We start from the raw sequence: 24,317 nt of genomic DNA, 5'->3' as shown, positions 1-24,317 counted from the left end.
GCGATTTTAGGCCATTGTGTAAAGGCGAGTCACGAACTAATTTGTCTAACCGCGCCTTTACACAGTGGCCTGATGCACCTCCCCCGCCCTGCTGGCAGTCGCGCCGGCACCGGCCAGATGCGCTGCTTTCAGGCTTTGCGAAAGAGCGTATGCCTTCCGAGCGTATGCCTTGGCGCGGTTGTAATACGCGGCCGGCTGATCCCCAGCTCGTCCGCGCGCCGTTTGATGTTGTCAGCCTGCTCGACGTAGTGCAGGTTGAAGCACACCATCGCATCCTGGTGCTCTTTCATGTCCGCCAGCGTGTGCACAGCCATGTTGAAGAACTGCATATTGGCGTTATTGCGGGCGTCCGGCGCTTCGCGGACTTTGCTCGGTTGCATTGCGCCGAGCTGCGATTTCAGCCTGCCGCGATGTAGTAGCGGCGCGTGTAGCACCAGTGCACCCAGTCCAGGCAGAGCTGGTTCAAAAGACGATCATTCATGGTTTTTCCTCCTCGTTGTCAGGAAGGTTTTCGACATCAAACACGCAGCGAACCGGTCCTTTGGAAGTCTCAACAGGTAGCCATGGCGTGTCGAGTGACCAATGCAAAGTAGTCCGGCATTTCCATACTTGAAGAGAGACGATTGCCCAGCAGAAACACCCACGGCTTCGAGCAGCATCCTCTGTCTTTTTTGATGCTCTCTCCTGCTGTTACAGATAATCTCGATCGTCTACAAGCTACATAGGAATGCAGCTGAGAATGTTATACGGGCCGCTTTCTCCCGTTTTTACGGTTACAGAATTTAGCAAGGATTCTTTGTGTGTGAACATGTAAAATCTGATTTCTTCTACTTTCTTTACCTCAAAGTAAAAATTATGATTTCCTTGAATAAATATTTATTACCAATAATTACTTTATCTGCTACCTTTAGCACCTCTGCTATGGCAGGAGTATCTGCTGAAGCGTCGCTTAAAAATTTCCAGTACACACTTTACGATGGTAACACTACTGATAGTTATTTACCACTTGCCCCCAATTTTAGTAAAGCATTTGGCTTTTGGGCAATTCGCTTCGATTCAAATACTTTAGACATTACGCAACAAAATTCGGGTGTAGTCGTCGGCGATTTATCAATGAGTGATACCTATGAGCTTGATGGTACTTTTGCGTCATGGTCATTTGATGGTCAAGGCAATTTGCGTGCTGAGGCGCACACAAATGGCAGCGGGTCAGCATATATCGGTATAAAGTACTCTCTTCCCGTTTTAGTTATGCCCAATACCGGAATTTCCTTTCTTACCAGCGGCGGCGCTAACTCAGAATATATTAACTATCAACTGAATAGCAATGCGGAGGGTTACGCGCATATTTCGAGTAACGATTGTTCTTTTGGCATATGCGGTATTGACACGGGGTACTTTAGCAGCGGGTTTGAGAGAACTTTGAGTTCCTATTACCACAACCATAGCAACGCTCCTGTTGAAGTGTATTTTTCAGGCCAACTTTATGTGAATGTTGTAGCGGTGCCAGAGCCTAACACCTGGATTACTCTCCTTGCTGGACTCGGAATCCTGTCGGCAGTTGCGCGACGCAAATCCTTACGCTATTGATCCCTGATGATTCCAAATAATCTGCAAATGGCTTAACCATGCGAGCTGCGAAGGTGGCCCCCGCCACTTTCGCGCCACTCGGTTTAAAGTGCTTTTTCGGCGACACGCTGCTTGCGGTGCGACTCCCATTCGAACACCACCTGCCGGCCGTTGCCTTCCCGAAGGCGATAGAGCACGCGTTCGCCGATCATCTCCTCCAGGGCTGGCAGGGCGAGGTTTGTCATCAGAATCGACGGCCGGGACAGCTCGTAACGCCCGTCGATGATCTCAAAGAGAATGCTCTTCTCTTCATCCGTACCGCGCTGCATACCTGCCTCGTCGAGGATCAGCAGCTCGGGCTCGATGAAGTCGCGGATCACCTGGGCTTTCGTTTGCGCGCTGCCCGGGCATACGTCTCCTTCACGGCATCGATCGCCCGCATCGTCTTCACGAACACCGCCTGCCGGCCGCGCGCCATGACTTCGTGTGCGATGGCCACGGCCAAGTGCGTCTTCCCGGTGCCGATCGTCCCGCAGAAGATCAGCGACGTGCCGTGCAACAGGGCCTCATCGAAGTTCGCCGCATATCTCTTCGCGGAGGCGAGCGCCTTCTCCTGCCCTGGACCTCGTCACCGAGCTGCCGCGCCTGGGGAAGACATGCGGAACACATACAGGTCGACCATCAAGCACCTGCGCGAGTACTTCGACAAGGCGCCGGTCGACCTGATACGGCCAACCGATATCGCAGGTTTCCTTGACGAGCTGCGCGATATCCCCACGACGGCCAACCGCTGCAAGCGCGTGTTCTCCACGATCTGGAACCACGCCCGCGCCTGGGGCTATACGGATCTCGCCAACCCATGTGAAGGCATCAGGTGCTTCTCGCTCGAAAAGCGGCTGGTCTACATCACGGACAATATTTTCGACCTGGTCCAGCAGTACGCGGCCGAGCCGCTGCGCGACGCCATGGACCTTGCCTATCTGACCGGGCAGCGCCCTGGCGACGCGCTGAAGCTCACCGAGCAGAATATTGAGGGCGCGTACCTGGTCATCAAGCAGAACAAGACCAGCAAGCCGCTGCGCATCGAAATCACCGGCAAGCTGGCCGAGCTGATGGAGCGCATCCGAGCACGGAAGCGGCTGAAGCCGATCGTGACCGCCGCGCTGCTGGTGCACACGCACGGCAAACGCGCAACCGGCCCGGCGCTGCGCTACCAGTTCGATCAAGCGCGCGACGCGGCCATCGAAAGGCATCCGGAGCTGGCCGAGCAGGTGCGTACGTTCTGGTTCTACGATCTGCGCGCGAGGGCGGCTGACGATACGTCTGACGTGCGTGGCGACCAGGCGGCGAGCGACCTGCTGGGGCATGAGAACGTGCAGACGACAAGGCGGCATTACCTGCGGCGGGGCAAGGTCGTAGCGCCGACGAAATGACCTTTGCGGAACTAGTCCAGAATTGCGGAACTAGCAGATTTGCGGGAAACCGCATGGATACTGGAGCGGGTGAAGGGAATCGAACCCTCGTCTTAAGCTTGGGAAGCTGCCCGGAGAACGGCTCAACCATGCGTGTTCGATTGCGTTTTCCGCTCCACAAAACGGCGAAATTATACCTTATAGAACCCAGCATTTGTGCGGTTCCAATTATGTTTGTGGAGCGACTAAGGGTACGCTTGGGTGCCTCTAATCCTCTTGCCTGAGGACCTGATGTCAGCGGAGAATCACATCATGCCGACCACGCAAAAAACCGCTGAAACGACCGCCGCCTGGCTGCAAGAGCGCATTGCGTTCGAGGCGCGCCCGGAGAATGTCATTACGGTGCCGGACGAACTTTTAAAACCCCATCCCTTAGTTAAAGCTGCTGCGGCGGCTGTACGCAAGGAGATCGCTGCCCTGCAGCTTAATAGAGAGGAGCGGGAGCGGCCACGCAAGCCAGCTGAACGGCCGCAGCTCATCTTGGGACCGAGCTGGAATAAGTATATGGAACGCGGCTTTTTGGAAATAGATGCCGGCGTGCTGCCCATGCGCGTTTCGATCGAATTTGCCGATCGTGCCCTACGATTGTGGGATGCAGTACTCAAAGCGTGCGAAGTGCGGGGCCTGCATATCTCGATCAGGAGCCGGAGGGCCAAGGTCAGCGACGGAGTCGATGAAGTGGCTCTGCGTCTGGCCCAGAATGTTGGCCAGGTCAAGCAGACGAACAAGCTCGGACGGCGCGCCGCCCTGGCGCGGCAGCCACCCGTCTGCCTGCGAATGTTTGTCAATGAGACCAAGATCGAGGACAGCGCCGACCGGCCGCTTGAGCAGCAACTGAACGACGTGATGGTCCGGATCCACCGCTCGATCGCGTTGCAGCGCACCGGGCGTGCCGCATATGCAGAGCAGCGGCAGCGCGACGAGGCGGCTGCCCAGATGCGAGAACAGGAGCGCGCCGTGGCGGCGGAAGCGGCGCGGCGGCGCGAAGAAGAGCAGCAGCGCATACAGGAAGAACAGGAAGCGGCCGCCGAAAGAGAGCGCATGCTGGTGGTGGAAGCCAGCGCTTGGCGCGATGCGACGGCGATCCGCGCATATGCAGCACACATTAGGGCTTCAGCAAAAGCTGGTGGTGAGGTCGCTCCGGCACTGAGGGACTGGCTAGCTCGGGCCGAGGCAGTAGCCAAGCGCCTCGACCCTACTCGCGGGCGACTAGGTCAACAGCCGAAGCCGCCCGAAATTTCCTAATGCGGCGTCAAAATGCAGCCCGACTCGCTATGGATTAATACGCACCACTCCCCCGTCGACTGAACTAACGTAGGAACCGGTGGTACTAGGCTTAAGCTCCACCCAGCCATCCAGCCCTGGACTCGTCAGCATGAACTTTGCGTTCTTCGCTAAACCGAACACCAAGGTCCGCCCCGTTGACTTGGAATCAGGCTTCCAGCGAATATTTGTCGCAGGTGCAGCACTACTGCTGAACACAATGGTCTGACCATCTTTCATTTTTACGGCAACACCACTAATATCTTGCGAAAGCACGACAGCGGCATCATTGATATCAGCGGCCCCATCCGGCTTCTGATCGACATCCGCTGTGTGTAACACGTTAAGAAAATGCTGCGTCGAACCGGCTGCTGGGGAGGTTTTTGGCGAGATTTCGATACGCCATGCGCCCGTGTCAGTGGTACTTTGAGCTGTCATCGTCACCCCATCACTTGGCTCCAGTATTGCAACATTGCGCCAAGCTAGTGTTCCATCAGCCTCTTTTGTACGTACAAGGAATCGGCAGTCAGGAGTATCTACACTGGCGTTTTTATTATAGAACGGATCATGTGCTTGCTTACAGCTTGATCCATTGGTGCCACCAGAAATCACTACGCTAGCATCGACAGGTAGCAAGGTTTGTATTGTCACCATTCCTGGCTCATTGCGAATAGTGATTGGATCCACTTTATTAATGAATGGAAGCATATAACGGCCTGGCTCCCCTGGAATCTCTACAGGATTGACCGTACTGGAAGGCTTGTTTGCACTATGGAGTAGCGAGGTAATTCCCAGATTATTTTTAGTAGGCCGGATGCTATCAAATACCAGTACTTTGGGTGGGCCGGCATTATCAGCGCGACGCAGGTAGACAATGCTGCGGAGAAATCCTGCGGCACTATCAATTTTATTTGGCAGATAAGCCTTACTAGCATTCCCCAATACGTAAGAGAAATCCCCCCCTTCCTCAAATGCAGTCACACCATCAAGCCAGTTAGAGCCAGCGGGGATACTTCCCTCAGCGGGCTTAACCTGATCTAGGCGAGGGTAAAATGCACGAACACCCAGCCACTGTCCGCCATCATTGAACAAATTATGGGTACTGTTTAGTTTAAATACCTCATCCTTATCGAACATAGTGACCGTATTATGAGCAATAGAGCGAATGTAGTAATTGTGCCAATGATTACTCCCATACTTATCATATTGACCTGAATCTAGTAATAGAGGCGCTTTATAATAGAGCGAGTAGCTATTCTGGTCCATATGGTGGTGATTGATGCTGATGAACGATGTCGACTTGAACTCAAGTAAAGTTGTATCGCTGGGCGTCCATCTATCGCGCATTAAGACATTGCCACTTTTCGAAAAATGGCGTGACAAAGGCAGCGAAGTTGTCGGATTAGAGGTGGTTGGCTTTTTATACATCAGGCGTTCCATTATCATTCCTGATTCAAGGCCTTCTGCTACACGGTTCGGATAGATGTAGTTCCAGTAGAACTTAGCCGCGTGTGCGTCTCCGTTCGTATTCGCTCCTATAGCTGCCATCGCAAGAGCGCCTGTCGCCGATGCAGTGAATGGACCACTGTCTCCACGGGCCGGGAAAGAGCCATCAGCTCGAACCCCGTAAATGTAGGGATATACCATATGCGGTGCAGCTGCTGTTTCTACCACCTTTGCCGGTGCTACAGGCGTCTGCAGAGCGCGACGCCAAACCGCCAATCGTTCCGCGTTCTCCCCCCCGCCTGAGGCATAGGCGAAAAGCGCGTAATTTCCACCATCAATGGAAAAATAATCGCGCGCCGGCACATACCCTTGAGCAAAGTGCTCATAGATTGTATTGAGCAGTGGTTTCACATCTGGATGCTCTTCAACAATCGCTAGCAAACCCAGTGCTGACCCGAAATTGCCACTGGCAGAATGTCCACCAAGATAGGTGTCGGAAATAGTCTTGGCGCCAGGAGTACCCGTCCAAGTCATTTCGGGATCAGTGTCGCACTTGAATACTGTATTAGAGAGCGGTTGATTGCCACACGCGTAATTGACTAGATCCGATTGGGTAGCAGTATCATAACGAATGGTTTCCTTAATTTTAGCAGCTAGTTGATCGCGTTTGGTCGATCCGAGTTCGTCATAAAGCCAGTCATAATAGATCCCTAATGCCCCGACGCGTCCACTCATACTCCATTCAGGGCTATCGGATTCATCATCTATCACATCTCCTACTGACGTATTTAAGATTAGTTCAATGTGCGTCTTCGCGGCATCCAGGAATTTTTGTTTCTTGGTAAGCCGGTATGCCATTGACAACCATTCAGCTGGTTCTGTAATCGCGTTTCGGCCACCACGCCTTGTATTACATTCTGTCTCATTAGAGTCATCAATTTGCTGAGGGCAAGTGCCCAGTCTAACTGCAGCTCGCTCCGCTCGCTCAGCATAGCTCCGCCAGGCGCTGGCAAGTGGAAGATCAAGTGTTTGGCCTGGGAACGTTAGTAATTCAGTTTTAGGCCCACCCACTGCTGCAAGATCTGTTACCGAGATATTAGAGAGTACGGTACCCTCGATTGGGCGAAAGAAAAATGGTTGGTCTTTTGGCGTCCAGTTACCTATCGAACGAGATGGCAGTGTATTGCCGCCTAGTTTAAAGGTTGCTGTTTGAGTACTTGTATTATAGCCGACCACAAAATCGGATTGAGTGCCAATAGGGATATCGAATACTTGCTCTAAATTATTTCCCGTTGAGCCTTTAAAAACAACATACAGCCTTGTAGTATCACCCCCGCCACCATTACTATAATGCACTACGTAAATCGAGTTTGGACGGTCTCTATCGCCGAAAATACTAATTGGGGGACCGCTTATGCTTTTCCATGCTACAGGGGTGATAGAAAATGCAAGTCGCCCCTCTACCTTTGGCAGATCAGCTATACCAGTTGCGGCGTCTGATTGCATCCGCTGAAAATCAAGTTTTGAACCGTACAGGCGTGGATGACCAGGTTTTACCTCGGAGGGCAATCCTGCCCAAGCACTACTCGGACCTATCGCAGCAATTGCTACGGAAATGGCTGTCCGGGACATCCATTGCTTGTTCATTGTCACTCCTCAGGTAGAAATGAAAAAATGATAACAACTATCCCATCACACTTTCTCACCAATTGTCACAATGATCATTTGTTCAATAAAAAAATTTCTCAATCGTTTTATTATTGCTTTACATCGTTAAACCATGGTAAAGGAAGGAGTCCTGCACTAGTCCGTCCTACAATCGCGCACATGCAAATGGCAGACGCTTCTATCGCTCTCCAAGTGAGCATGGAAAAGCTGGTGCCGAACATACGTGCCTCTGACAAACACTGTACAAAGAACAGTATCTCAGCGCGGTAGATGGGCCCCCTTCTTTCCAGCCAGCGCCGCCTCGCGGCACACGTGGTACTGCCCGGCCACCTGGACCAGCTTTGTGGTGGTAGCGCCGAAGCTGGCGTCATTCAGCGGGGTCAGCTCCGGGCACGCCGCGATTACCAGCGGGCCCGGCCCGACCGGTGAGGGCTTCGTTAATGTTGCGCACGACGTCAGCAGGATGGCTGCAATCGCGATACACAGGATTGTCGCGGACGATGGTTTCGACCCGGCCCTGCACGGTGGTGTTGCGCACGACGATTTTCGAGATAGCATCTGCCGCCCCTTCCATGGCGAGTTTGCGGGTGTCGGCCGTGGCCTTGTCGACGGCGGCCTGCTTGGCGATTTCGCCGTCACGGCCGACGTTCGTGCCGTACCAGAAGCCGCAGACCGTGCCGGCCACGCACAGCACCACGGCAGCCATGAGCGCCTGCAGATTCACGACAGCACCGCCAGGCAGTATTTCGTCAGGCTCGCGCGCTTGTCGTAGCCGACAGAATCACCCAGCCGCTCCGTGCGCCGGCCGATGTTGATCACATCCGAGATCGCGTCGACGTCGCCCCGGTCGGCCAGCGTGTTGCAGCCGCTTTTCCACCAAAACCAGGCTGCCGACGTCGCAGCGCCATTCACGGTCGATAGCCACGCGCCGACGTCGCCGGTGATGGCCAGGGCCCCGGCCACTTCGCGGTGGTTGTTCTTGCCAGTAATCTGGATCCAGCCGGCGCCGCGGTACCGCCAGCCGTCGCCGCTCTTCTCGTCGCCGTTACCCATGCGGTTGGCATACACGTAGTTCGCCAGCTTCTCCGGGTTGCGCTGGTACAGCATGGCGATCTCGATGCTGCGGAACCGGGCCGGCCACACGTCGCGCAGCCGTGATGCGCTGTAACTCATGCCCTCGCGGAAGCGCTCCAGCTGGCCGCTCTCATGCGCGATCTGCGCCAGGAAGTGGGCCATGCGCTTCGGCGTGTTGATCAGGAAACGGTCGGCCGCAGCGTTCAGGGCGGTGGTGTAGACGCCCGCGGCCTGGCCGACGCTCGGCACGATCTTCAGCAGTTGTTCAGGGGTGATGTGCATCACAGGCCCTCCCGTACACTGCGAACATCGGCTGCGACATCGCGCGCCAGCTCGCCCAGGTCCTTGCCGCGGCGACGTTCCAGCCAAAGCACCAGACCGCCCAGCAGCCACCACGCGGGCAGCGCGGCCAGGACCATGAACGGCGATGCCGCCACGAGCAGGCCGGCCAGCGGGTCGCCGCCGTACAGCGTGCCGAACTCGCGCGCCGACGTGAACAGGCCGGGCCACCAGGAATGCGCGGCCATGGCCAGCAGCGGGCCGAAGGTGAACGAGCTGCAGATGGCGCACGTGAAGCGCACGACTGCCTCGCGCGCGCTGCGCGGCCACATCAGGGCGAAGCCGAGCGCCGTGCCCAGCGCCGAAGCGACGACGGCGGCACCGAAGAATTTGATTGCCGCTGCGGTGCCGGCGCTTTCGAAGCTCATGGGATGTGCTTTCATGGGTAGGAATAAAAAAACCCGCCGAAGCGGGTTGGAATTGCTGGGAGGGTAAATTGCTGGTCAACACAGACAAGGCTACGGATTCATTTCTGCGGCGCGGCGCCACGATGCCAGGAACGCCTCGTCGGTCTCGTAGAGCTGCGGCCACAGCGCCTGCACCACGTCGTTGTCGAGACGCGCCGTCTGCGCCCGGGCCCAGTACGCGCGTGCACGCAGGCCGTCGTCGCCCGGCATTTCGGCAATGATGGCCTCGGCCTGCACGAGCTTGCCGTCATCGATCAGCGCGAGCTGCAGGTTCAGCATGGGGATCGAGGCTGCCGGTGGCATTACCGGCGCCTCCATGGCGGGCAGCTGGTATAGGCCGTCGCGCGCATCGTTGGCACGATAGGCAAGCCAGCCTTGCTGCTGCACTTCGCTGACCTCGATATACGCCACTGCGTGGTCAGGGTGTAAGTCTTGGCAGAAGCTGCCGGTAAGGTTGCCATCTTCGTCGTAGGTAACGTATTTCATCAGCTGACTTTCTCGACAAACAATTCACTGTAAACCTCGCCCAGGCCAGACGATACCGGGCCACCCAGTGCGGTAGTATCAGACGACGGGGAAGCAGTGTAATGGCGTAAGCTAAACACTTTCGTCGTGGAGATTTCGAGCTCGCCGCATATCGTTGACGCAGAACTTGCTCCACTCGCCGCAAGTTCGCTAGAGCCTCGCAACGCATACGATGAATCGGTAACATTCCACAAAAATGCCTGCATGCGGCCTCCCAGTAGCGCCGGCGCCCGTCCATGGATGCGATAGCGGCCGGCAGGCAAGCTGATTTGGCTGGCCGACAGCGACGCCCCGGGAATGCTGTTTGTTTTAACGGTATTCAGGGTGCGGGTCTGCGTCGCGTCCAAGAACGCAGCCCCTCCACCTGTACCGCTTGGCTTTTCGTCGCGCACGTGCAGGAGCGGATAGGCACCTGCGGAAATCACTTGCCAGTTAGTCGGGTCAAGCGAGGGGACTATCGAGCCCGCGCCCGCAACCCGGCGCCGATACGTTCGAAAATCGTTCGGATCGGCGACAACCGAGGGCGTAGGGCTGACAACATAGTTCGTCCCCGAAACCCACAGCGGAACGCCGGCTGAGACCGATGCGGCATTGGCAAATATCTCCGCCTGACCAGCACTAGTCGCGGCATTACCTGCGCTGGAGGCAGCCGCATCTGCGCTGCTGTTGGCGGCCGTGGCCATGACATTCACTTGGCTAGCCAACACGTTCATCTGGTCGCCGCCCGGCTTCCTGATGATCGTCGTGCTCAACGCGCTGCCAAATGATCCGGCGCCAGCAGCGCCACAGCCAGCGCCAGCGCCAGGCGCCGGATTCGGGTATGCGCCGTACGTCTACATCGACAGCGAAACCGGGTGCGAATACCTGAGCACTCACACGTCGACGGGCTTAGTGCCACGCATGGCCGCCGATGGCCTCACGCACAAAGGATGTAAGGAGGCGACGCGATGAGGACGCCTCTGCATGCATTCCTCCGTGCCGCCGGCCTGGGCATCCTCGGCGGCGCCCTCTTGGGGGCCTTGCTGGGCCTGGCAGTGGTGCACCTCGGAATAAATGGCTTCTACGGCCTATGTCTGTCAGTTGGCATCGGCGCGATCGCAGCATCACATGTCCTGGAGCGCCGCGCGCGGCGCGCAGGAAAAGGTAAGAATTTCTCACATTTGAACGGGGAAGCGAAATGAACCAGACTGACAATAACGGCCGGATCGCCGGCGTACACGTGGCCACCCTCCTTCGCAACCTGGAAGACTCGACCATCAATGAAGGCAGCCATGATCTGTACTGCCGCTGCAAGGATGCGTTCGCCGTGCTGGATAGCTTGTTGGGCGATGGAGCCCCGCGCGCTGGGCTGTACAGCTTGCTGAGCGAGGAAGGCTCACGCGCCGCCGGCCTGGCCGAGGCTGCCACCCTGATGAATACGATCATGGCCGACACCTTCAAGCGCGATGACTGCAGCGAGGAGTTCCTCAACGGGATGGCATACGGCGTGGCCAGCTACAGCAGCGCGATCAAGGCGCTTGCGACAACTCCAGACGTAGCCACTACTGCGATGCCCACCGATGGCAAAAACGCCGAAGTGCTGGAGCTGCACCGCCGACTGGCCGCCGAGAAGCTGCGCGCCGACCAGGGCTGGCAGCGATACGAAGCCGCGAACGCCGATCGCAATTCGCTGCGCGCCAGCATGGCCACCTCCGTGGCGCAATCGGCCGACGACGTGGCTCAAACAAAACAGCTCTGGCAGAGTGCGCTGGCCGATGCGGCCATGTACGTCGAGGCGCACTGCGTCGACGGCGAGCGCCATGCCCGGCACATCATGGAGCAGCCGCTGCCGCAGATCCGAGCACGAGGTGCCGTGCCGGGCCAGGCGGCCGATGATCTGCTGAGCGCCCTGCTTTGGCTGTACCGCCGGCTGCCGCGCGGCTACGGCCGGCAGGAGCACATCGAGCAGCCAATCAAGGCACTCGCGGGGCAAACCGGCGTGGACGTCGCAAGCGACCTGGTCGAACGTGGCCAGCATGCTACCAATAGCGCCGCAACGCTGGAGCCGTCGACGGGCGTCCGGGCCGTGGACGTAGCGCAGGTGCTGAACGACCTGGAGCACGCAGGCCGTGAAGGTGCAGCAGACGTGCGTGACATCGCTGGCAGGGCCGCCGCGGTGATCAAGGGGCTGCTCTCAGGCCTGAGTGCAGCCCAGTTGAGCGGGGTCGGTGAAAAAGACGACCATGGCGCTGCGCCACAGGATGACACCAAACATGCAAGGGAGCTTGAATGGACACGTTCCTGACACCGGAAGCACTGGAACGGCTGACTGGTTGGAGAAGAAAGTCAAAGCAAATTGAGCAGCTGCGGCGGATGGGCCTTCCATTCTGGATCAATGGCATAGGCGCCCCCGTGGTGACTATCGCCGCAGTCGAGGGGCGCAAAGAGGCGCCGCGTGAAAACACATGGGTTATGCCGAGGAGAAATGATGGGAAGAAAAAACACTCGTAACCTGAACATGCCGCCGCACATGCATCCTCGGACGCAGCGCAGCGGCAAGGTCTACTACTACATGTACCAGAAGACCGAGGAAGGGAAGAGGAAGGAGATCGCGCTTGGTGACGACTACATCCTCGCCCTGAAGAAGTATGCCGAGCTGAACATCGTGGTGGCCGCCAGCGCCGGGGCCACTTTTTCGGACGTGTACAAACGCTACTTGGTCGACGCGCTGCCGAAGCTGGCAGCCAGCTCCGCGCGGATGTGGCGGTCGGACATCAAGCATCTGCTCGAGTCTTTTGCCAATGCTCCGCTGAGCCAGATCAAGCCGCTGCACGTCCGGCAGTTCCTGGACGACCATGCTGACAAGCCGACCACCGCGAACCGCTGCAAGCGTGTCTTCTCGGTCATGTGGAACAAGGCCAGGGGGTGGGGCTATACCGACCTGCCCAATCCCTGCGAGGGCATTCAAGGGCACTCATTGCAGAGGCGGACCTTGTACATCAGTGATGCGGTGTACAAGGCCGTTTGGGACGCTGCCAGCGTTCCGCTACGGGATGCAATGGATCTGGCTTACCTGACAGGCCAGCGCCCGGCGGACGCGTTAAAGATGACCGAGCACGACATCATCGAGGGCCACTTGATCGTGACGCAAGAAAAGACAAAGCAGCCGCTGCGAATCAGGATTGTTGGCGAGCTGGCCAGGCTCGTCGAGCGCATCCAGGCGCGTAAGGCCGGGGATACGATCAAAACCGCAGCACTGCTCGTCAACCATCATGGGAAGCGCCTTACGGCGCCTGCGCTACGAGCACAGTTTGACAAAGCGCGCGACCAGGCGGCGGAGAAGCAGCCGCAGTTGGCAGAGGACATCAAGAACTTCCGGTTCTATGACCTACGGGCTAAAGCTGCGGATGATACGGCCGATGGACGCGGGGAGGAAGCAGCTCGCGATCTGCTAGGCCATGACAGCGTGAAGACAACGCAAAAGCACTACCTGCGGCGCGGCAAGATCGTGACGCCGACCAAATAAAAGCTAATGCATGCCAGATCCATCGATCTCAGATTCAGAGGCTAATGGTTTTCTAAGCACAACTTGAAACGCTGGGGCCGACAGTTCCTCGTCTCCAGTTTCCATTCGAACCCGCAGCATTGAGTTTTTCTGGAAACGTAGGCCCTGTAAAGTGATAATTATCCCTACTACATGGAAATTCACACCTTCCTCGTCCTCCATAGCTACTGTGCTATCCATGGCCGTGGGTACATCCAATTCCTGTATGACCTCATCGTCATGATACAACTTCACCTTCATTTCTTTGAAGGGCTGATCATGCGGGGTCTGAGCAGTAACGACAATGCAGAGCTTCGGCAAAACTAACTCGCCCGGAAGTTCAGCCACCATTTGCGACTGATACGCCCCGACAAAAGTCATTTTGCCACCAATCTCCTGCCGTACGTCATCGCAATACATAGTATGGATGAAACGTGGGCAGTAAGTCATGATTGTTCTTCCTGTTTTTTTCTAGACGCCATGATTGCTGCAAAGACTGTACTTACTGGCACGCCTAGAGCCTTGGCCAGCGACTCAATAGTTGACAGTTGTACATCGTTGCTTCCGGTTTCAAGGCGAGCCACATATGGCTGCTTTTTCCCCATAGCGTTAGCTAGTTGTGACTGAGACATGCCACTAGCAAGACGCAATTGCACTAAGCTCGCTTCACCATCTGCAAGGCGGCCAGCCAATTTTTGACGTGCACGAGCGTATGCTGCAGCCTTACGTGGGTCTTTCTCCCGTTCTGCAACGATGGCAGAAATGGAAGTGCCGTGTATCGAATGTGATGGTGCTGCGGCAGCCATATCAAATGTCACTTGCGTATAGCAAATCCCAGTAACACTTGTGGCCGACATACTAGTAGGTTGGAATACCCAGCCGCTCATACTCCGTGCGAACTCGGGTGACAATTGGGTGTCGGATGTCATAATTAAATTCCCTTGAAACGACCGCAAGAACGTACATCGTGTCCGTTGTCGGATTGTGTGCATAAATTACACGGTAAGGCACTATGCCACCTTGCCAATCCCAGAACTTCAAACGATATAAATTTAATCCCTTTTGCCATAGGGCGACAAACCTATCTGTATCAAAAGACGGCGCCGGGACGTGCCGAAACCGACGCTCTGTCAGACGTCCCATGAGCGTTGCATCATGCGAAATTTCCTCTAACGCCGTCTCAATCTCAGCTGCACTATCCTCATCAATGTCCCACAACTCATCTAGATCGTTTTGCGCTGAGGGAGTGATAAGGAGGCTGATCATTGTATATAACTTTTAGGTTATGAGCAAAGAGTTTGTTCAACTGCGCGGCAACACATCGTTAGGCAGTTGACAACAATTATAACCCGACAGCACGGTGGAAAACCCAAGTTCTAGCTGGACGCTCCCCTAGGAACAATTGTTTTGTGGAGTAAAAGGTGGATTGTGGAGCAAGACAGTGTAGGAAAAATGCACATCTACGCAATGGAGCGGGTGAAGGGAATCGAACCCTCGTCTTAAGCTTGGGAAGCTCCTGCTCTACCATTGAGCTACACCCGCGTCAGCAGCATTCTATGCGCTCTTGCCGATCGTTACAACACCGTCAAGAAAAACATTGACGATCCGGCCGGCTTATTCAGGCTGCTCCACCACGTACCCCTTTGCCTGCAGTTCCGCCAGGTAGGCCTGCTTGCCGATGATGTGCTTGATCTGCAGGACCGCGAACGTGGTCTTGTTGGCCGCCAGCGCCTTCTCGGCGGCGCCGAGCCACGATGCGCGCATGCGGGTGTCGATGCCGCCCAGGCCCCGCTCCTGCATGATCTTGCTGTTCTGGACAGCGTTCAGGCATGCAGTTTCCTGTTCCGAGAAATCGAGTGCGCGAATCGCTTCGATATCGCCTTTCGACCATGCGTTGGCGCGGGCGCGCAGCGCGTCGAGGTCGGTTTCCAGGCGCTCGATCGTTTTCGTAAAGCAGGGCACGTCTTCAAGCGGCGTTTTCTTGAACTCGCGGATGGCCGCCACCGGGCTGTCCAGTTCCATCTTGACCGTGGCGGACGTAACCTTCACCTTGTTCTGCTTGGCGATCTGGACCAGCTTGTCGGTCAGGTCCATCCGCTTCGACAGTCCGGCGGCGGCGGTCGCCTTGTCCGTCAGTTTCCCGGCGGCGAACTGCGGGCGCTTGCGCTCGTAGCTGTCATCGTCCTCCAGGTATTTCTTGCGCAAGGCAAGCCAGCGCTGGTAAGTATCGGCCGGCACCAGGTCGCTCAGCACCTTGCCATCCGGGCTGTCTTCGAAGCCGATCATGAAGGGCAGCGCGGTCAGGCTGCGGAAGAAGCCCATGCCCAGCGTGGCACCCGGCTCGGTGATCAGTTCCTGCGACTGTGCGATTTTCGATTCCACCTGCTGCGAGCGCCATTCCATGTTCTTCGGCAGCGGTCCATAGGTGCCGAATACCCACATCACGTGATCGCCCCTGGACACCTTCCACAGACCGGGGCCGGGCTTCTGCCCGACGACGAGGATCTGCTCCGGCGCGGCTTCCGGTGCGACGGCGGCTTCGGCCGCGACGGGTTCGGGCTGCGGCGCATCGGCCTGTGCCCACGCCGGCGCGGACAGGAGAGACAGGCACAACACGGGAAGGAACGGACTGAATTTCGGACTGAACTTCGGACGACGCATCGCCAGCTCCCTGGTCTTGGTGGTTCATATGGGCGCTTTCGTCACGGTGCGAAAGCTGGCCCATCGTATTGCAATTTCGCAAAGGAATCCAGCGTTGCAAACCATGTCAGAATATCGCCAAATAAAAGGAGACCGAATGACGCGCGACATCCGTTTTGCAACCCTCTCCCGCCTTGCCGCGGCCATGCTGCTGGCCGTTGCCGCCGGCGCCGGCGCCCAGGAGTACGAAGCCCCCGGCGTCGAACACAACATGCCGGTCTTCGCGCCTGCGCTGAAGGCGAAAATGACCTACCCGATGGCATGGTCGCCCGCGGTGAAAGACCTGAAGGCATGGCGCGAGCAAGGCCGCGCCAAGGTGTGGGAAGCCACGCTGCAGCAGCCCGATCGAACGCCCTTCAAGGCCGAAGTGATCGCCGAGGAGGATCGCGGCAGCTACGTGGCGCGCCAGGTGGTGTTCAACCTCACGGCCATGAGCCGCGTGCGGGCGCTGTTGCTGGTGCCGAAGTCCGCAGGCAGGCATCCGGCGATGCTGATGCTGCACGATCATGGCGGCAAGTTCGACATCGGCAAGGAAAAGATGATCGAGCCGTTCGGCGCGGCCGATAGCGTGAAGCACGCTTCCGCGAAGGCCTGGGCCGACAAGCACTTCTCCAGCCGCTGGCCCGGCGACGCGCTGGCCGCGCGCGGCTACGTGGTGCTGTGCGCCGATGCGGTGGGCTGGGGCGACCGCGGCCCGCTGACGGGCGAACAGCAGCAGGCGCTGGCATCGAACTTCTTCAACCTGGGCAGCTCGATGGCCGGCAACATGGCGCTCGAGGATGCGCGTGCCGCCGATTTCCTCGCATCGCTGCCGGAAGTCGACACGAAGCGCGTGGCGACCCTGGGCTTTTCGATGGGTGCGTTCCGCGCATGGCAGCTGGGCGCGCTATCGGACAAGATCACGGCGGTCATCGCATCGAACTGGATGGCGACCACCGAAGGCCTGATGGTCCCGGGCAGCAACCAGCTGCGCGGCTCGTCCGCCTACCAGATGATGCATCCGGGGCTGCTGCGCTATCTCGATCATCCGGACGTGGCGAGCCTGGCCGCGCCGAAGCCCACGCTGTTCTTCGCCGGCGAAACGGACAAGCTGTTCCCGGTTGCCTCGGTGCGCACGGCATACGCGAAAATGGCGCGGGTATGGCAGGCGTATGGCGCCGCCGACAAGTTCGAGGCCATCGTGCGGCCGGGTGGCCACGAGTTCCCGCGCGAGGCGCAGGAGCATGCGTACGACTGGCTCGACCGCCAGTTCGGCAGGCCCTGAGCGTTTCGTCGCTATTTCATGGCGGGCCATGCCGGGCCCATGGTGGCTCGCCAGGGAAGCGCTAGCGCAGCAGCTGCAGGATCAGGTTCGGCTTCGAGTTGGCCTGGGCCAGCATCGCATAGCCCACCTGCTGCAGGATCAGGCTGCGCGCCAGCGCCGCGGTTTCGGCCGCGTAGTCGGTGTCGAGGATGCGCGAGCGGGCCGCCGCCAGGTTTTCGGATGCCGTCGCCGCATTGTCGTACGCGTAGCCGAGGCGGTTCTGCATCGCGCCCAGGCTGGCGCGCTGCACATTGAGGAAATCGAGCTTCCTGTCGAGGTACTGCAGGGCGGAGGTGGCGCCGGCATGGCTGCTCATGTCGATGTCGGCGTCTTCCCGGGTGACCATGGCGCCGATCGTGAAATCGATGGTGTCGCCGGCCCGGTCGCTGGCCTGGATCGCGCCGGCGAACGAGCCGTCGAGCAACGCCCGGCCATTGAAGCGCGTGGTCTCGACGATCCGCCGGTTTTCCTTGATCAGCTCGTTGGTCTCCAACTGGATTGCCAGGCGGTCGTTGGCATTGTTGGTGTCGCTGGCAGCTTGCACGGCCAATTCGCGAATGCGCTGGTAATTGTTGCCGAGTTCGCCAATCGCCCCTTCCGCCGTCTGCGCCATCGAGATGCCGTCATTGATGTTGCGGCCGGCCTGGCCGAGCCCACGCAACTGGGCCGTCATCCGCTGCGCGATCGCCAGCCCGGCGGGATCATCCTTCGCCGAGTTGATGCGCAAGCCGCTGGACAGGCGCCCCATCGAGCGTGCCACATCCGCGCCCGAGCGCGCCAGCGCCCGCTGCACGAACAGCGAGTCCAGATTGGTGTTCAAAGTCATTGCCATACCGGCACCTGTATTTTCGAGGAAACAAAAATTTCCCCTACTCATTAATTACGGCACGGAAATTTAAAACTTCATCACCAATTATCACCAGGCATTAAATAATTGCCGAGTTCGTGTCACATCTGGTGCCTGGCACCAGATGTGACACGGGCTCGGCAATAGCAATGGCGGCCGAGCCCAGCCGCAGGCTGGCTTCGCGGGCATAGCGGGCGGCGCCGGATTCGCCGTTGCGTTCGGCGAGCTGAAACCACTGCAAGGCTTGCGCCATGTCGGTCGCGGTGCCCTGGCCGGCAAAATACATCAGCCCCACGTTCAGCTGGGCGCGGGCGTGGCCCTGCAGGGCGGCCTTGCGGTACCAGTCGAAGGCGAGGGCGAAGTCGCGCGGAACGCCCAGTCCGTTGTCATGGCGCAGCCCGAGCGTGAACTGGGCCAGCGTGTGGCCGTGCCCGGCGGCCTTGCGGTACCAGCCGTTCGCCTGCATCACGTCCGGCACGGGACTGTCGTCGCGGTCATGCAGCAGGCCCAGGTTGTACTGGGCGGCGGCGTAGTCCTGTTCCGCGGCGCGGCTGTACCAGTGCATCGCCTCAAGCAGGTCCAAGGGCACGCCCTGCCCCGTTTCGTGGCGCAGGCCGAGGTCGAACTGGGCGCGCACGTGGCCCTGGGTGGCCGCCTTGCGGTACCAGGCGATCGCCGCGGCGCTGTCCCGCGCCAGGCCGTCATGGCCGTCACGGCCGTCATGGCCAGTCTCGTACAGCTGCCCCAGGTGGTACTGCGCCGCCGGAAAACCCTGGTCGGCCGCCTTGCGGTACCAGTGCGCGGCTTGCGCCAGGTCGCGCGGTACGTCGTGCCCCAGTTCGTGGCGCTGGCCCAGGTTGTGCTGCGCGGCGGCGTGGCCCGATGCCGCCGCACGCCGGTACCATGCCAGCGCCTGCTGCGCGTCCCGCGGCACGCCCTGGCCGTTGTCGTGGATGAGGGCAAGGTTGAATTGCGCGCTGACGTGGTCCTGCTCCGCCGCGGCACGGTACCAGCGCACGGCTTCGGCACTGTCCTGCGCCACGCCGTCGCCCTTCTCGTAGCGCAGCGCCAGGCTGAACTGCGCCGGCGCATGGCCCTGCCCGGCCGCCTTGCGATACCAGCCGATCGCCTGCTGCGCATCGCGCGTCACGCCCTGGCCATTGTCATGGCGCTGTCCCAGGTTGAACTGCGCGCGGGCATAGCCCTGCTCCGCCGCCTTGCGGTACCAGCCGACGGCCTGCACGAAATCCTGCGGCACGCCCTTGCCGGTGTCGTACATCATGCCGAGGTTGTTCTGCGCGCCCGCGTCGCCCTGCTCGGCGGCCTTGCCGAACCAGTGGCGCGCCTGTTCGGCATCCTGGCCCACGCCGAGGCCTTTCGCATACAGCCAGCCCAGGTTGTACTGCGCGGCGGCGTAGCCCTGCGCGGCGGCGAGCCGGTACCAGCGTGCCGCTTCCGCCGGGTCGGCCTCCACGCCCTGCCCCTTCTGGTACATCACGCCCAGGTTGTACTGCGCCTGCTCGAGTCCCGCGTTGGCGGCCTGCCGGTACCATGCCAGTGCCAGCTCGTAGCTCTGCGGCACGCCATCGCCGTTGAAATACCGGAAGCCCAGCGCATGCTGGGCATTCGCGGCGCCTCCCTCGGCCAGCGCGCGGATGCGCGCCACGTCGCCGGCGGCCTGTGGCCCTCGATCCCCCATCCGCCGTCAGGCCCGGATCGCGAGCGGCGGCGCAACGCCGGCCTGCACCCAGCCCTGCGACATGTTCTGCGCCGCCAGCACGCCGATGAACGATGCCAGCGGCATCGGCCGGTGATACAGGTAGCCCTGCATCGTGATGCAGCCGTTCGCTTGCAGGTAGCGTGCCTGCACTTCGGTTTCCACGCCTTCTGCCACCAGGTGCAGCCCCAGCCCGCGCGCGATCGAGATGATCGCCAGGATCACCGGATAATGCCCGTTCCCGTCGTGGATCTCCTTCACGAAGCTCTGGTCGATCTTGATCGTGTGGATCGGGAACCGGTGCAGGTAAGCCAGCGACGAATAACCGGTGCCGAAGTCGTCGATCGCCACCGACACGCCCAGCTGGCACAGCTTGTTGAGCTGTTCGATCGCGTATTGCGGATTGCGGATGCAGATGTTCTCGGTGATTTCCACTTCGATCTGCGCCGGCGAGATGCCGAAGCGCGTCAGCGCGCTGCGCATCTTCTCGAAGAAGTCGCCGCGGTCCAGGTATTGCGGCGACAGGTTCAGCGACATCCGCAGCGCGTTGCCGCCGGCTTCGTTCCATGCCAGCAGGTCGCCGCACAGTGCGCCCAGCATCCAGTCCGACAGCGGCAGCATCAGGCCGTTCTCTTCCGCGAACGGCAGGAATTCGCCGGCCGACAGCAGGCCGCGCTGCGGATGATTCCAGCGCATCAGCCCCTCGGCGCCGATGATGCGGCCGGTCGCCACATCCACCTGCGGCTGGTAATACATTTCCAGCTCGCCGTTCTCGAGCGCGCGGCGCAGCGCCTGTTCGAGCGCGATCTTCTGGTGCGACATGTCCAGCATCGAGGCGTGGTAGAAGCTGTGGCCGTTCTTGCCCAGCGCCTTCACCTGGTACATCGCGATGTCGGCATGGCGCAGCAGTTCGTCGATCGTTTCGCCGTCGTTCGGGTAGACGGCGATACCGATCGATGCCGAGATGTGCACCACGTGGCCGTCGAGATCGAACGGCTTTTGCAGCGTGTCGAGGAACTTCTCGGCCAGGGCCTTGGCATCGGCATGGTCGCGCAGTTCGGGCAGCACGATCGTGAACTCGTCGCCGCCCTGGCGCGCCAGCGTGTCGCCGCGGCGCAGGCAGCCCTTCAGCCGCTGGGCGGCCTGCTGCAGCAGCTCGTCGCCCTTCACATGGCCCAGCGTATCGTTGACGAGCTTGAAGCGATCCAGGTCGATGAACATCACGGCCAGCTCGCTCCGCTTGCGCTTGGCCTGGATCACGGCCAGGCTGAGGCGGTCCTTGAACAGCATGCGGTTCGGCAGGTCCGTCAGGATATCGTGATAGGCCTGGTAGGAAATCATTTCCTCGGCGCGCTTGCGGTCCGTGATGTCGCGCGCCACGCCGTAGGTGCCGAAGAATTCGCGCTGCCGGTGCTTTGCCGTGGCGCCTTCGGGCAGGTGCATGCCGACCGCGTTCAGCGAGATCGTCATCAGCGTGTTGGTGAACGTGCGCTCGCCGTTGGCGGCGCCGTGCACCGTGTTGCACTTCAACCGCAACTCCACGTTGCGCGATGCGCGCTCGTCCACCCGGCGCTCGTTGAAGACATAGCGCGCGCGGTCCAGGTCTTCATCGTGCACCACGAACGAGTAATGCTTGCCGATCAGCTCTTCGCGCGTAAAGCCCAGCAACTGCCAGGCACGGTCGTTGACGAACGTGAAGCGGCCTTCGTGGTCCAGCGTGTAGATGATGTCCGGCGAGCTGTCCACCAGGTAGCGGTACATCTTTTCCGAGGTTTCCAGCCGTTCGGCGATGCGCCCGTTGTCGGCGGCCAGGCGGCGCTGCTGCAGTGCGTTCTCCACCGTCTTGAGCAGCTCTTCGCGGCTGTACGGTTTGCGCAGGTAGTCATAGGCACCCCGCTTGAGCGCGCCGATCGCGGCATCGATGCCGGTCTCGCCGCTCATCACGATGACGTCGCAGTCGTAGTGCCTGGCGTTGATGATGTCCATGATCTGGTGCCCGCCGATATCGGGCAGGCGCAGGTCCAGCAGCACCAGGTCGAACGCCATGCGTTCCAGGTGCTCCAGCGCCTCGCCGCCGCAGGTGGCCGTCACCAGGTGATAGTCGCGGTCGCGCAGCAGTTCGTACAGCGAGGACAGCAGGCGTGGCTCGTCGTCGACCAGCAGCAGGCGCGGCAGGTGGGCGGGGTGGCCCGGGTCGTGGTTCACGTTCATCCTTGGATTGCGTCCGTATTCGCGCCTGTATTCGCGCCTGTGATTACGTCCATTTCGCGCGCGGGCAGCACCGCGAGCCTGGTATCCCTGCCGCGCGCCGGCAGCAGGATTTCAAAGGTGGTGCCATCCCGGCCGCTGCGGCAGGAAATGTGCCCGTTCAGTTTCTGCACCAGGCCGTGCACGATCGACAGCCCGAGGCCATGATGCCGGCCTTCCTTGGTGCTCCTTGTTTCCGCGAACAGGTTGGCCAGCACGTCCGGTGCCAGGCCCGGGCCGCTGTCGGCCACCACCAGTTCCACGTACAGCCTGCGCTCGCGCACCAGGTGCCCGCGGTTCGCGATCTCGATCCGGCCGCCGGCCGGCATGGCCTCGACCGCGTTCTTCACCAGGTTGACGAGAACCTGCTTCAGCATATCGGCATCGCCCTCGATCTCGGCCGGGTCGTCCTGCATGCGCACCAGCACCTGCACCGCCGCCGGAATGAAACCGGTGGTGCGGAACAGACGCAGCACATCGTCCACCACGCGCGCGATGTTCGTCACGCCGCCGCCCCCGGATGGCTGCATGTCCGCCAGGCCGTGGATCAGCTGGCCCACGCGGTCGATCTCTTCGTTCAGGACCGACATCTCGGCAACGACCGGCTCGCGCCGCGCCAGCTTGTCATCGAGCACGGACAGGTAGTTCTTGATGATCGACAGCGGATTGTTCACCTCGTGCACCACGCGGCGCGACGCATCGCGGTATTCCTGCGCCACATGCTCGATGCGGCGCTGCGCTTCGCCCTGTTCGGCCCCCGCCGCCGCCAGCGCGGCCGCGGCCTGGCCGCCGAACGCCTGCAGGAAGCGCTCGCGCCGCTGCAGCGCCGGGAGCTGCCATGGCGCCACGCCGCCCAGCAGCACGCCCACGCGGCGCTGGCCGGTGGCCAGCGGCACGCACACCATCGCTTCGGTGCCGAGGATGCGGAACAGCTGTTCCTCGGCGATGCCCAGCGGCTGCGCGCCGCGCGTGAGCAGCACCGGCTCCCCGGCCGCGGCGGCCGCGGCGATCAAGCCGCCGCGGCCCAGCGGGATCGAAAAGCCGGCGAGACGCCCCTGCTGCCCGCTCGCGGCGGCGCCGGCCAGCGCGGTTCCGGCGGGATCCTGCAGCAGCACGATGGTGGTGCCGAGGTCGAACAGGATGCGCGCCGAGCGCGTGACCGCGTCCAGCAATGCCGCCTCGCCATGCTTTTGCTGGCGCGCGAACGCCTGGCCCATCTCGGCGACGAGCATCATGTTGCGCATTTCTTCCTGCAGGCGCGCCTGCACCGGGTCCACCGGCGGCGCCGGCATCACGGCCGGCAGCGCGGGCACGTCGTCCGCCCCTGCCAGGTCGATGCCCAGGTAATCGGCCGCCTTCTGCACCTGGCGCGCGGCGCCTTTCTGGATCGCATCCAGGTCGCGCGGCGCAAGCCCGCAGTAGCCCGCCATGGTGCCGGTCATGTCGCCGGCTTCCGGGTGATGCACGAGCAGGTGCGCCAGCCGCACGATGCGGATCAGCGGATGCGCCGGTGCCAGGCGTTCGACCGGTTCATGGTGATACAGCACGCTGTCGGCCAGGAACGAATCGAGGTCCCAGCGCTCGATCAGCCATGCGCCCGCCTCGGCATGCGTGATCTGCAGCGTGCGTTGTTCGACGGCGCACAGGTCGGCGTCGTCGCGCGCCATGAAGTTCACGCCGTAGTCGCGCGGCGCGGCGGCCAGCAGCGCCAGGCGGCCCACGTTGTGCAGCAGGCCGGCCAGGTAGGCTTCCTCGACGTGCGGATAGTTCATCATCCGAGCGATATCGCGCGCAACGACGGCGGCGCCCAGCGCATGCTTCCAGAACGCGCGCAGGTCGGCGCTGCCGGCATGGGGAAAGCTGTTGAAGGTCTGGAAGACGGATTCGCTGATCACCAGCGTCTTGATCATGTCCGTGCCGAGCGCGGCGAGCGCCGGCTCCAGCCCGGCGGTGCGGCTGGCGCGATGGTAGGCGGAACTGTTGGCAACGGACAGGATCTTGCCCGTCATCCCCGCATCCTTGGCGATCAGCGCCGCCAGTTCGGGCATGCCGGTGTCGTCCCGCTGCAATATCTCGATCAGCCTGATCAGGATCTGCGGCATGGCCGGCAGCCGCGCGGTCAGCAGGCGGTTGCGAATATCGTGGTCTGGTTGATGCATCGTGGCACGCCGCAGTGTACTTCTTCCCGGAAACAGGCAGTCCTGCCCCAACGGCATG

23 protein-coding genes, 1 tRNA gene and 1 pseudogene are annotated in these 24,317 nt (G+C 60.3%); 7 read left to right on the top strand and 18 right to left on the bottom strand.

Annotated features, from left to right (window positions below; genetic code table 11):
* Nucleotides 1-128 precede the first annotated feature (128 nt).
* Entirely contained in the window at nucleotides 129-380 is a 252-nt protein-coding gene (locus GJV26_RS15985; protein ID WP_155709692.1) for a hypothetical protein, read from the bottom strand.
* Nucleotides 381-855: 475 nt separating this feature from the next.
* Between GJV26_RS15985 and GJV26_RS15980 the strand changes: the two genes are divergently transcribed.
* Complete coding sequence (locus GJV26_RS15980; RefSeq protein ID WP_155709691.1) at nucleotides 856-1,590, top strand: PEP-CTERM sorting domain-containing protein; 735 nt, start codon at nucleotides 856-858, stop codon at nucleotides 1,588-1,590.
* A gap of 83 nt (nucleotides 1,591-1,673) precedes the next feature.
* Here GJV26_RS15980 and GJV26_RS30710 read toward each other — a convergent pair.
* Both GJV26_RS30710 and GJV26_RS30705 read right to left on the bottom strand, forming a co-directional pair.
* Nucleotides 1,674-1,952, bottom strand: a pseudogene (locus tag GJV26_RS30710) (ATP-binding protein); the annotation flags it as partial.
* The gene (locus GJV26_RS30705) at nucleotides 1,946-2,068 is read right to left on the bottom strand and encodes a hypothetical protein (RefSeq protein WP_371866483.1); all 123 of its coding nucleotides are present in this window, start codon (nucleotides 2,066-2,068) and stop codon (nucleotides 1,946-1,948) included. The gene GJV26_RS30705 and the pseudogene GJV26_RS30710, both read right to left, overlap by 7 nt.
* On the opposite strand from GJV26_RS30705, the gene GJV26_RS15965 reads away from it, so the two are divergent.
* Nucleotides 2,061-3,002, top strand: a complete 942-nt coding sequence (locus tag GJV26_RS15965) for a tyrosine-type recombinase/integrase (protein WP_229419319.1) — start codon at nucleotides 2,061-2,063, stop codon at nucleotides 3,000-3,002. The genes GJV26_RS30705 and GJV26_RS15965 overlap by 8 nt on opposite strands.
* 291 nt (nucleotides 3,003-3,293) lie before the next feature.
* Nucleotides 3,294-4,286, top strand: a complete 993-nt coding sequence (locus tag GJV26_RS15960; RefSeq protein ID WP_155709689.1) for a hypothetical protein — start codon at nucleotides 3,294-3,296, stop codon at nucleotides 4,284-4,286.
* A 27-nt stretch (nucleotides 4,287-4,313) separates the two neighbouring features.
* On the opposite strand, the gene GJV26_RS15955 is transcribed toward GJV26_RS15960, so the two are convergent.
* From GJV26_RS15955 to GJV26_RS15930, 6 genes are all read right to left on the bottom strand, one after another.
* Nucleotides 4,314-7,397 carry a heparinase II/III domain-containing protein gene (locus GJV26_RS15955; protein WP_155709688.1) on the bottom strand — a complete coding sequence of 1,028 codons (3,084 nt, stop codon included), beginning with the start codon at nucleotides 7,395-7,397 and terminating at the stop codon, nucleotides 4,314-4,316.
* A gap of 388 nt (nucleotides 7,398-7,785) precedes the next feature.
* Entirely contained in the window at nucleotides 7,786-8,142 is a 357-nt protein-coding gene (locus GJV26_RS15950; RefSeq protein WP_155709687.1) for a hypothetical protein, read from the bottom strand.
* Nucleotides 8,139-8,774 carry a glycoside hydrolase family 19 protein gene (locus GJV26_RS15945; protein WP_189441937.1) on the bottom strand — a complete coding sequence of 212 codons (636 nt, stop codon included), beginning with the start codon at nucleotides 8,772-8,774 and terminating at the stop codon, nucleotides 8,139-8,141. The genes GJV26_RS15950 and GJV26_RS15945 overlap by 4 nt, the downstream gene beginning before the upstream one ends.
* On the bottom strand, nucleotides 8,774-9,199 hold the full coding sequence (locus GJV26_RS15940; protein ID WP_155709686.1) for a hypothetical protein: 426 nt from the start codon (nucleotides 9,197-9,199) through the stop codon (nucleotides 8,774-8,776). The genes GJV26_RS15945 and GJV26_RS15940 overlap by 1 nt, the downstream gene beginning before the upstream one ends.
* Before the next feature lie 90 nt (nucleotides 9,200-9,289).
* Nucleotides 9,290-9,724, bottom strand: coding sequence for a hypothetical protein (locus GJV26_RS15935; RefSeq protein ID WP_155709685.1), 435 nt, complete (start codon nucleotides 9,722-9,724; stop codon nucleotides 9,290-9,292).
* Entirely contained in the window at nucleotides 9,724-10,515 is a 792-nt protein-coding gene (locus GJV26_RS15930) for a hypothetical protein (protein WP_155709684.1), read from the bottom strand. The genes GJV26_RS15935 and GJV26_RS15930 overlap by 1 nt, the downstream gene beginning before the upstream one ends.
* 425 nt (nucleotides 10,516-10,940) lie before the next feature.
* Between GJV26_RS15930 and GJV26_RS15925 the strand changes: the two genes are divergently transcribed.
* The 3 genes from GJV26_RS15925 to GJV26_RS15915 are packed head-to-tail and all read left to right on the top strand — an operon-like array spanning nucleotide 10,941 to nucleotide 13,268.
* Nucleotides 10,941-12,047, top strand: coding sequence for a hypothetical protein (locus GJV26_RS15925; protein ID WP_155709683.1), 1,107 nt, complete (start codon nucleotides 10,941-10,943; stop codon nucleotides 12,045-12,047).
* On the top strand, nucleotides 12,032-12,253 hold the full coding sequence (locus GJV26_RS15920; protein WP_155709682.1) for a DUF4224 domain-containing protein: 222 nt from the start codon (nucleotides 12,032-12,034) through the stop codon (nucleotides 12,251-12,253). Before GJV26_RS15925 ends, GJV26_RS15920 begins: the two co-directional genes overlap by 16 nt.
* On the top strand, nucleotides 12,228-13,268 hold the full coding sequence (locus GJV26_RS15915) for a tyrosine-type recombinase/integrase (RefSeq protein ID WP_229419318.1): 1,041 nt from the start codon (nucleotides 12,228-12,230) through the stop codon (nucleotides 13,266-13,268). Before GJV26_RS15920 ends, GJV26_RS15915 begins: the two co-directional genes overlap by 26 nt.
* A gap of 3 nt (nucleotides 13,269-13,271) precedes the next feature.
* On the opposite strand, the gene GJV26_RS15910 is transcribed toward GJV26_RS15915, so the two are convergent.
* From GJV26_RS15910 to GJV26_RS15890, 5 genes are all read right to left on the bottom strand, one after another.
* Nucleotides 13,272-13,736 carry a DUF6941 family protein gene (locus tag GJV26_RS15910; RefSeq protein ID WP_155709681.1) on the bottom strand — a complete coding sequence of 155 codons (465 nt, stop codon included), beginning with the start codon at nucleotides 13,734-13,736 and terminating at the stop codon, nucleotides 13,272-13,274.
* Nucleotides 13,733-14,215 carry a helix-turn-helix domain-containing protein gene (locus tag GJV26_RS15905; protein ID WP_229419317.1) on the bottom strand — a complete coding sequence of 161 codons (483 nt, stop codon included), beginning with the start codon at nucleotides 14,213-14,215 and terminating at the stop codon, nucleotides 13,733-13,735. The genes GJV26_RS15910 and GJV26_RS15905 overlap by 4 nt, the downstream gene beginning before the upstream one ends.
* Complete coding sequence (locus GJV26_RS30700; protein ID WP_155709679.1) at nucleotides 14,145-14,552, bottom strand: type II toxin-antitoxin system RelE/ParE family toxin; 408 nt, start codon at nucleotides 14,550-14,552, stop codon at nucleotides 14,145-14,147. The genes GJV26_RS15905 and GJV26_RS30700 overlap by 71 nt, the downstream gene beginning before the upstream one ends.
* A gap of 202 nt (nucleotides 14,553-14,754) precedes the next feature.
* Nucleotides 14,755-14,828 (bottom strand) — tRNA-Gly (locus GJV26_RS15895).
* A 72-nt stretch (nucleotides 14,829-14,900) separates the two neighbouring features.
* Nucleotides 14,901-15,947 carry a TraB/GumN family protein gene (locus tag GJV26_RS15890; protein ID WP_155709678.1) on the bottom strand — a complete coding sequence of 349 codons (1,047 nt, stop codon included), beginning with the start codon at nucleotides 15,945-15,947 and terminating at the stop codon, nucleotides 14,901-14,903.
* Between the two features lie 136 nt (nucleotides 15,948-16,083).
* On the opposite strand from GJV26_RS15890, the gene GJV26_RS15885 reads away from it, so the two are divergent.
* A complete protein-coding gene (locus GJV26_RS15885; RefSeq protein ID WP_216643135.1) occupies nucleotides 16,084-17,250 on the top strand; it encodes a dienelactone hydrolase family protein in 1,167 nt (388 codons plus the stop codon).
* A gap of 61 nt (nucleotides 17,251-17,311) precedes the next feature.
* On the opposite strand, the gene GJV26_RS15880 is transcribed toward GJV26_RS15885, so the two are convergent.
* The 4 genes from GJV26_RS15880 to GJV26_RS15865 all read right to left on the bottom strand — a co-directional run bounded on the left by GJV26_RS15880 (nucleotide 17,312) and on the right by GJV26_RS15865 (nucleotide 24,259).
* A complete protein-coding gene (locus tag GJV26_RS15880) occupies nucleotides 17,312-18,115 on the bottom strand; it encodes a flagellin N-terminal helical domain-containing protein (protein WP_308807656.1) in 804 nt (267 codons plus the stop codon).
* A 100-nt stretch (nucleotides 18,116-18,215) separates the two neighbouring features.
* Complete coding sequence (locus GJV26_RS15875) at nucleotides 18,216-19,835, bottom strand: tetratricopeptide repeat protein (RefSeq protein ID WP_155709676.1); 1,620 nt, start codon at nucleotides 19,833-19,835, stop codon at nucleotides 18,216-18,218.
* Nucleotides 19,836-19,841: 6 nt separating this feature from the next.
* A complete protein-coding gene (locus GJV26_RS15870) occupies nucleotides 19,842-22,064 on the bottom strand; it encodes a putative bifunctional diguanylate cyclase/phosphodiesterase (RefSeq protein ID WP_155709675.1) in 2,223 nt (740 codons plus the stop codon).
* Nucleotides 22,061-24,259, bottom strand: coding sequence for an HDOD domain-containing protein (locus GJV26_RS15865; RefSeq protein WP_229419316.1), 2,199 nt, complete (start codon nucleotides 24,257-24,259; stop codon nucleotides 22,061-22,063). Before GJV26_RS15865 ends, GJV26_RS15870 begins: the two co-directional genes overlap by 4 nt.
* Between the last annotated feature and the right edge of the window lie 58 nt (nucleotides 24,260-24,317).

Source organism: Pseudoduganella dura (assembly GCF_009727155.1).
Classification (GTDB): domain Bacteria; phylum Pseudomonadota; class Gammaproteobacteria; order Burkholderiales; family Burkholderiaceae_D; genus Rugamonas; species Rugamonas dura.
This window is presented reverse-complemented; position numbering and strand designations above follow the sequence as displayed.

Bases quoted from the DNA above. Each gene is read 5' to 3' on its own strand.
- GJV26_RS15910 (WP_155709681.1), bottom strand. From the start codon at position 13,736: ATGACTTACTGCCCACGTTTCATCCATACTATGTATTGCGATGACGTA.
- GJV26_RS15875 (WP_155709676.1), bottom strand. From the start codon at position 19,835: ATGGGGGATCGAGGGCCACAGGCCGCCGGCGACGTGGCGCGCATCCGC.
- GJV26_RS15935 (WP_155709685.1), bottom strand. From the start codon at position 9,724: ATGAAATACGTTACCTACGACGAAGATGGCAACCTTACCGGCAGCTTC.
- GJV26_RS15940 (WP_155709686.1), bottom strand. From the start codon at position 9,199: ATGAGCTTCGAAAGCGCCGGCACCGCAGCGGCAATCAAATTCTTCGGT.
- GJV26_RS15880 (WP_308807656.1), bottom strand. From the start codon at position 18,115: ATGACTTTGAACACCAATCTGGACTCGCTGTTCGTGCAGCGGGCGCTG.
- GJV26_RS15925 (WP_155709683.1), top strand. From the start codon at position 10,941: ATGAACCAGACTGACAATAACGGCCGGATCGCCGGCGTACACGTGGCC.
- GJV26_RS15865 (WP_229419316.1), bottom strand. From the start codon at position 24,259: ATGCATCAACCAGACCACGATATTCGCAACCGCCTGCTGACCGCGCGG.
- GJV26_RS15980 (WP_155709691.1), top strand. From the start codon at position 856: ATGATTTCCTTGAATAAATATTTATTACCAATAATTACTTTATCTGCT.
- GJV26_RS15985 (WP_155709692.1), bottom strand. From the start codon at position 380: ATGCAACCGAGCAAAGTCCGCGAAGCGCCGGACGCCCGCAATAACGCC.
- GJV26_RS15965 (WP_229419319.1), top strand. From the start codon at position 2,061: ATGGCCACGGCCAAGTGCGTCTTCCCGGTGCCGATCGTCCCGCAGAAG.
- GJV26_RS15915 (WP_229419318.1), top strand. From the start codon at position 12,228: ATGATGGGAAGAAAAAACACTCGTAACCTGAACATGCCGCCGCACATG.
- GJV26_RS30700 (WP_155709679.1), bottom strand. From the start codon at position 14,552: ATGATCAGCCTCCTTATCACTCCCTCAGCGCAAAACGATCTAGATGAG.
- GJV26_RS15905 (WP_229419317.1), bottom strand. From the start codon at position 14,215: ATGACATCCGACACCCAATTGTCACCCGAGTTCGCACGGAGTATGAGC.
- GJV26_RS15870 (WP_155709675.1), bottom strand. From the start codon at position 22,064: ATGAACGTGAACCACGACCCGGGCCACCCCGCCCACCTGCCGCGCCTG.
- GJV26_RS15890 (WP_155709678.1), bottom strand. From the start codon at position 15,947: ATGCGTCGTCCGAAGTTCAGTCCGAAATTCAGTCCGTTCCTTCCCGTG.
- GJV26_RS15885 (WP_216643135.1), top strand. From the start codon at position 16,084: ATGACGCGCGACATCCGTTTTGCAACCCTCTCCCGCCTTGCCGCGGCC.
- GJV26_RS15955 (WP_155709688.1), bottom strand. From the start codon at position 7,397: ATGAACAAGCAATGGATGTCCCGGACAGCCATTTCCGTAGCAATTGCT.
- GJV26_RS15945 (WP_189441937.1), bottom strand. From the start codon at position 8,774: ATGCACATCACCCCTGAACAACTGCTGAAGATCGTGCCGAGCGTCGGC.
- GJV26_RS15920 (WP_155709682.1), top strand. From the start codon at position 12,032: ATGGACACGTTCCTGACACCGGAAGCACTGGAACGGCTGACTGGTTGG.
- GJV26_RS15960 (WP_155709689.1), top strand. From the start codon at position 3,294: ATGCCGACCACGCAAAAAACCGCTGAAACGACCGCCGCCTGGCTGCAA.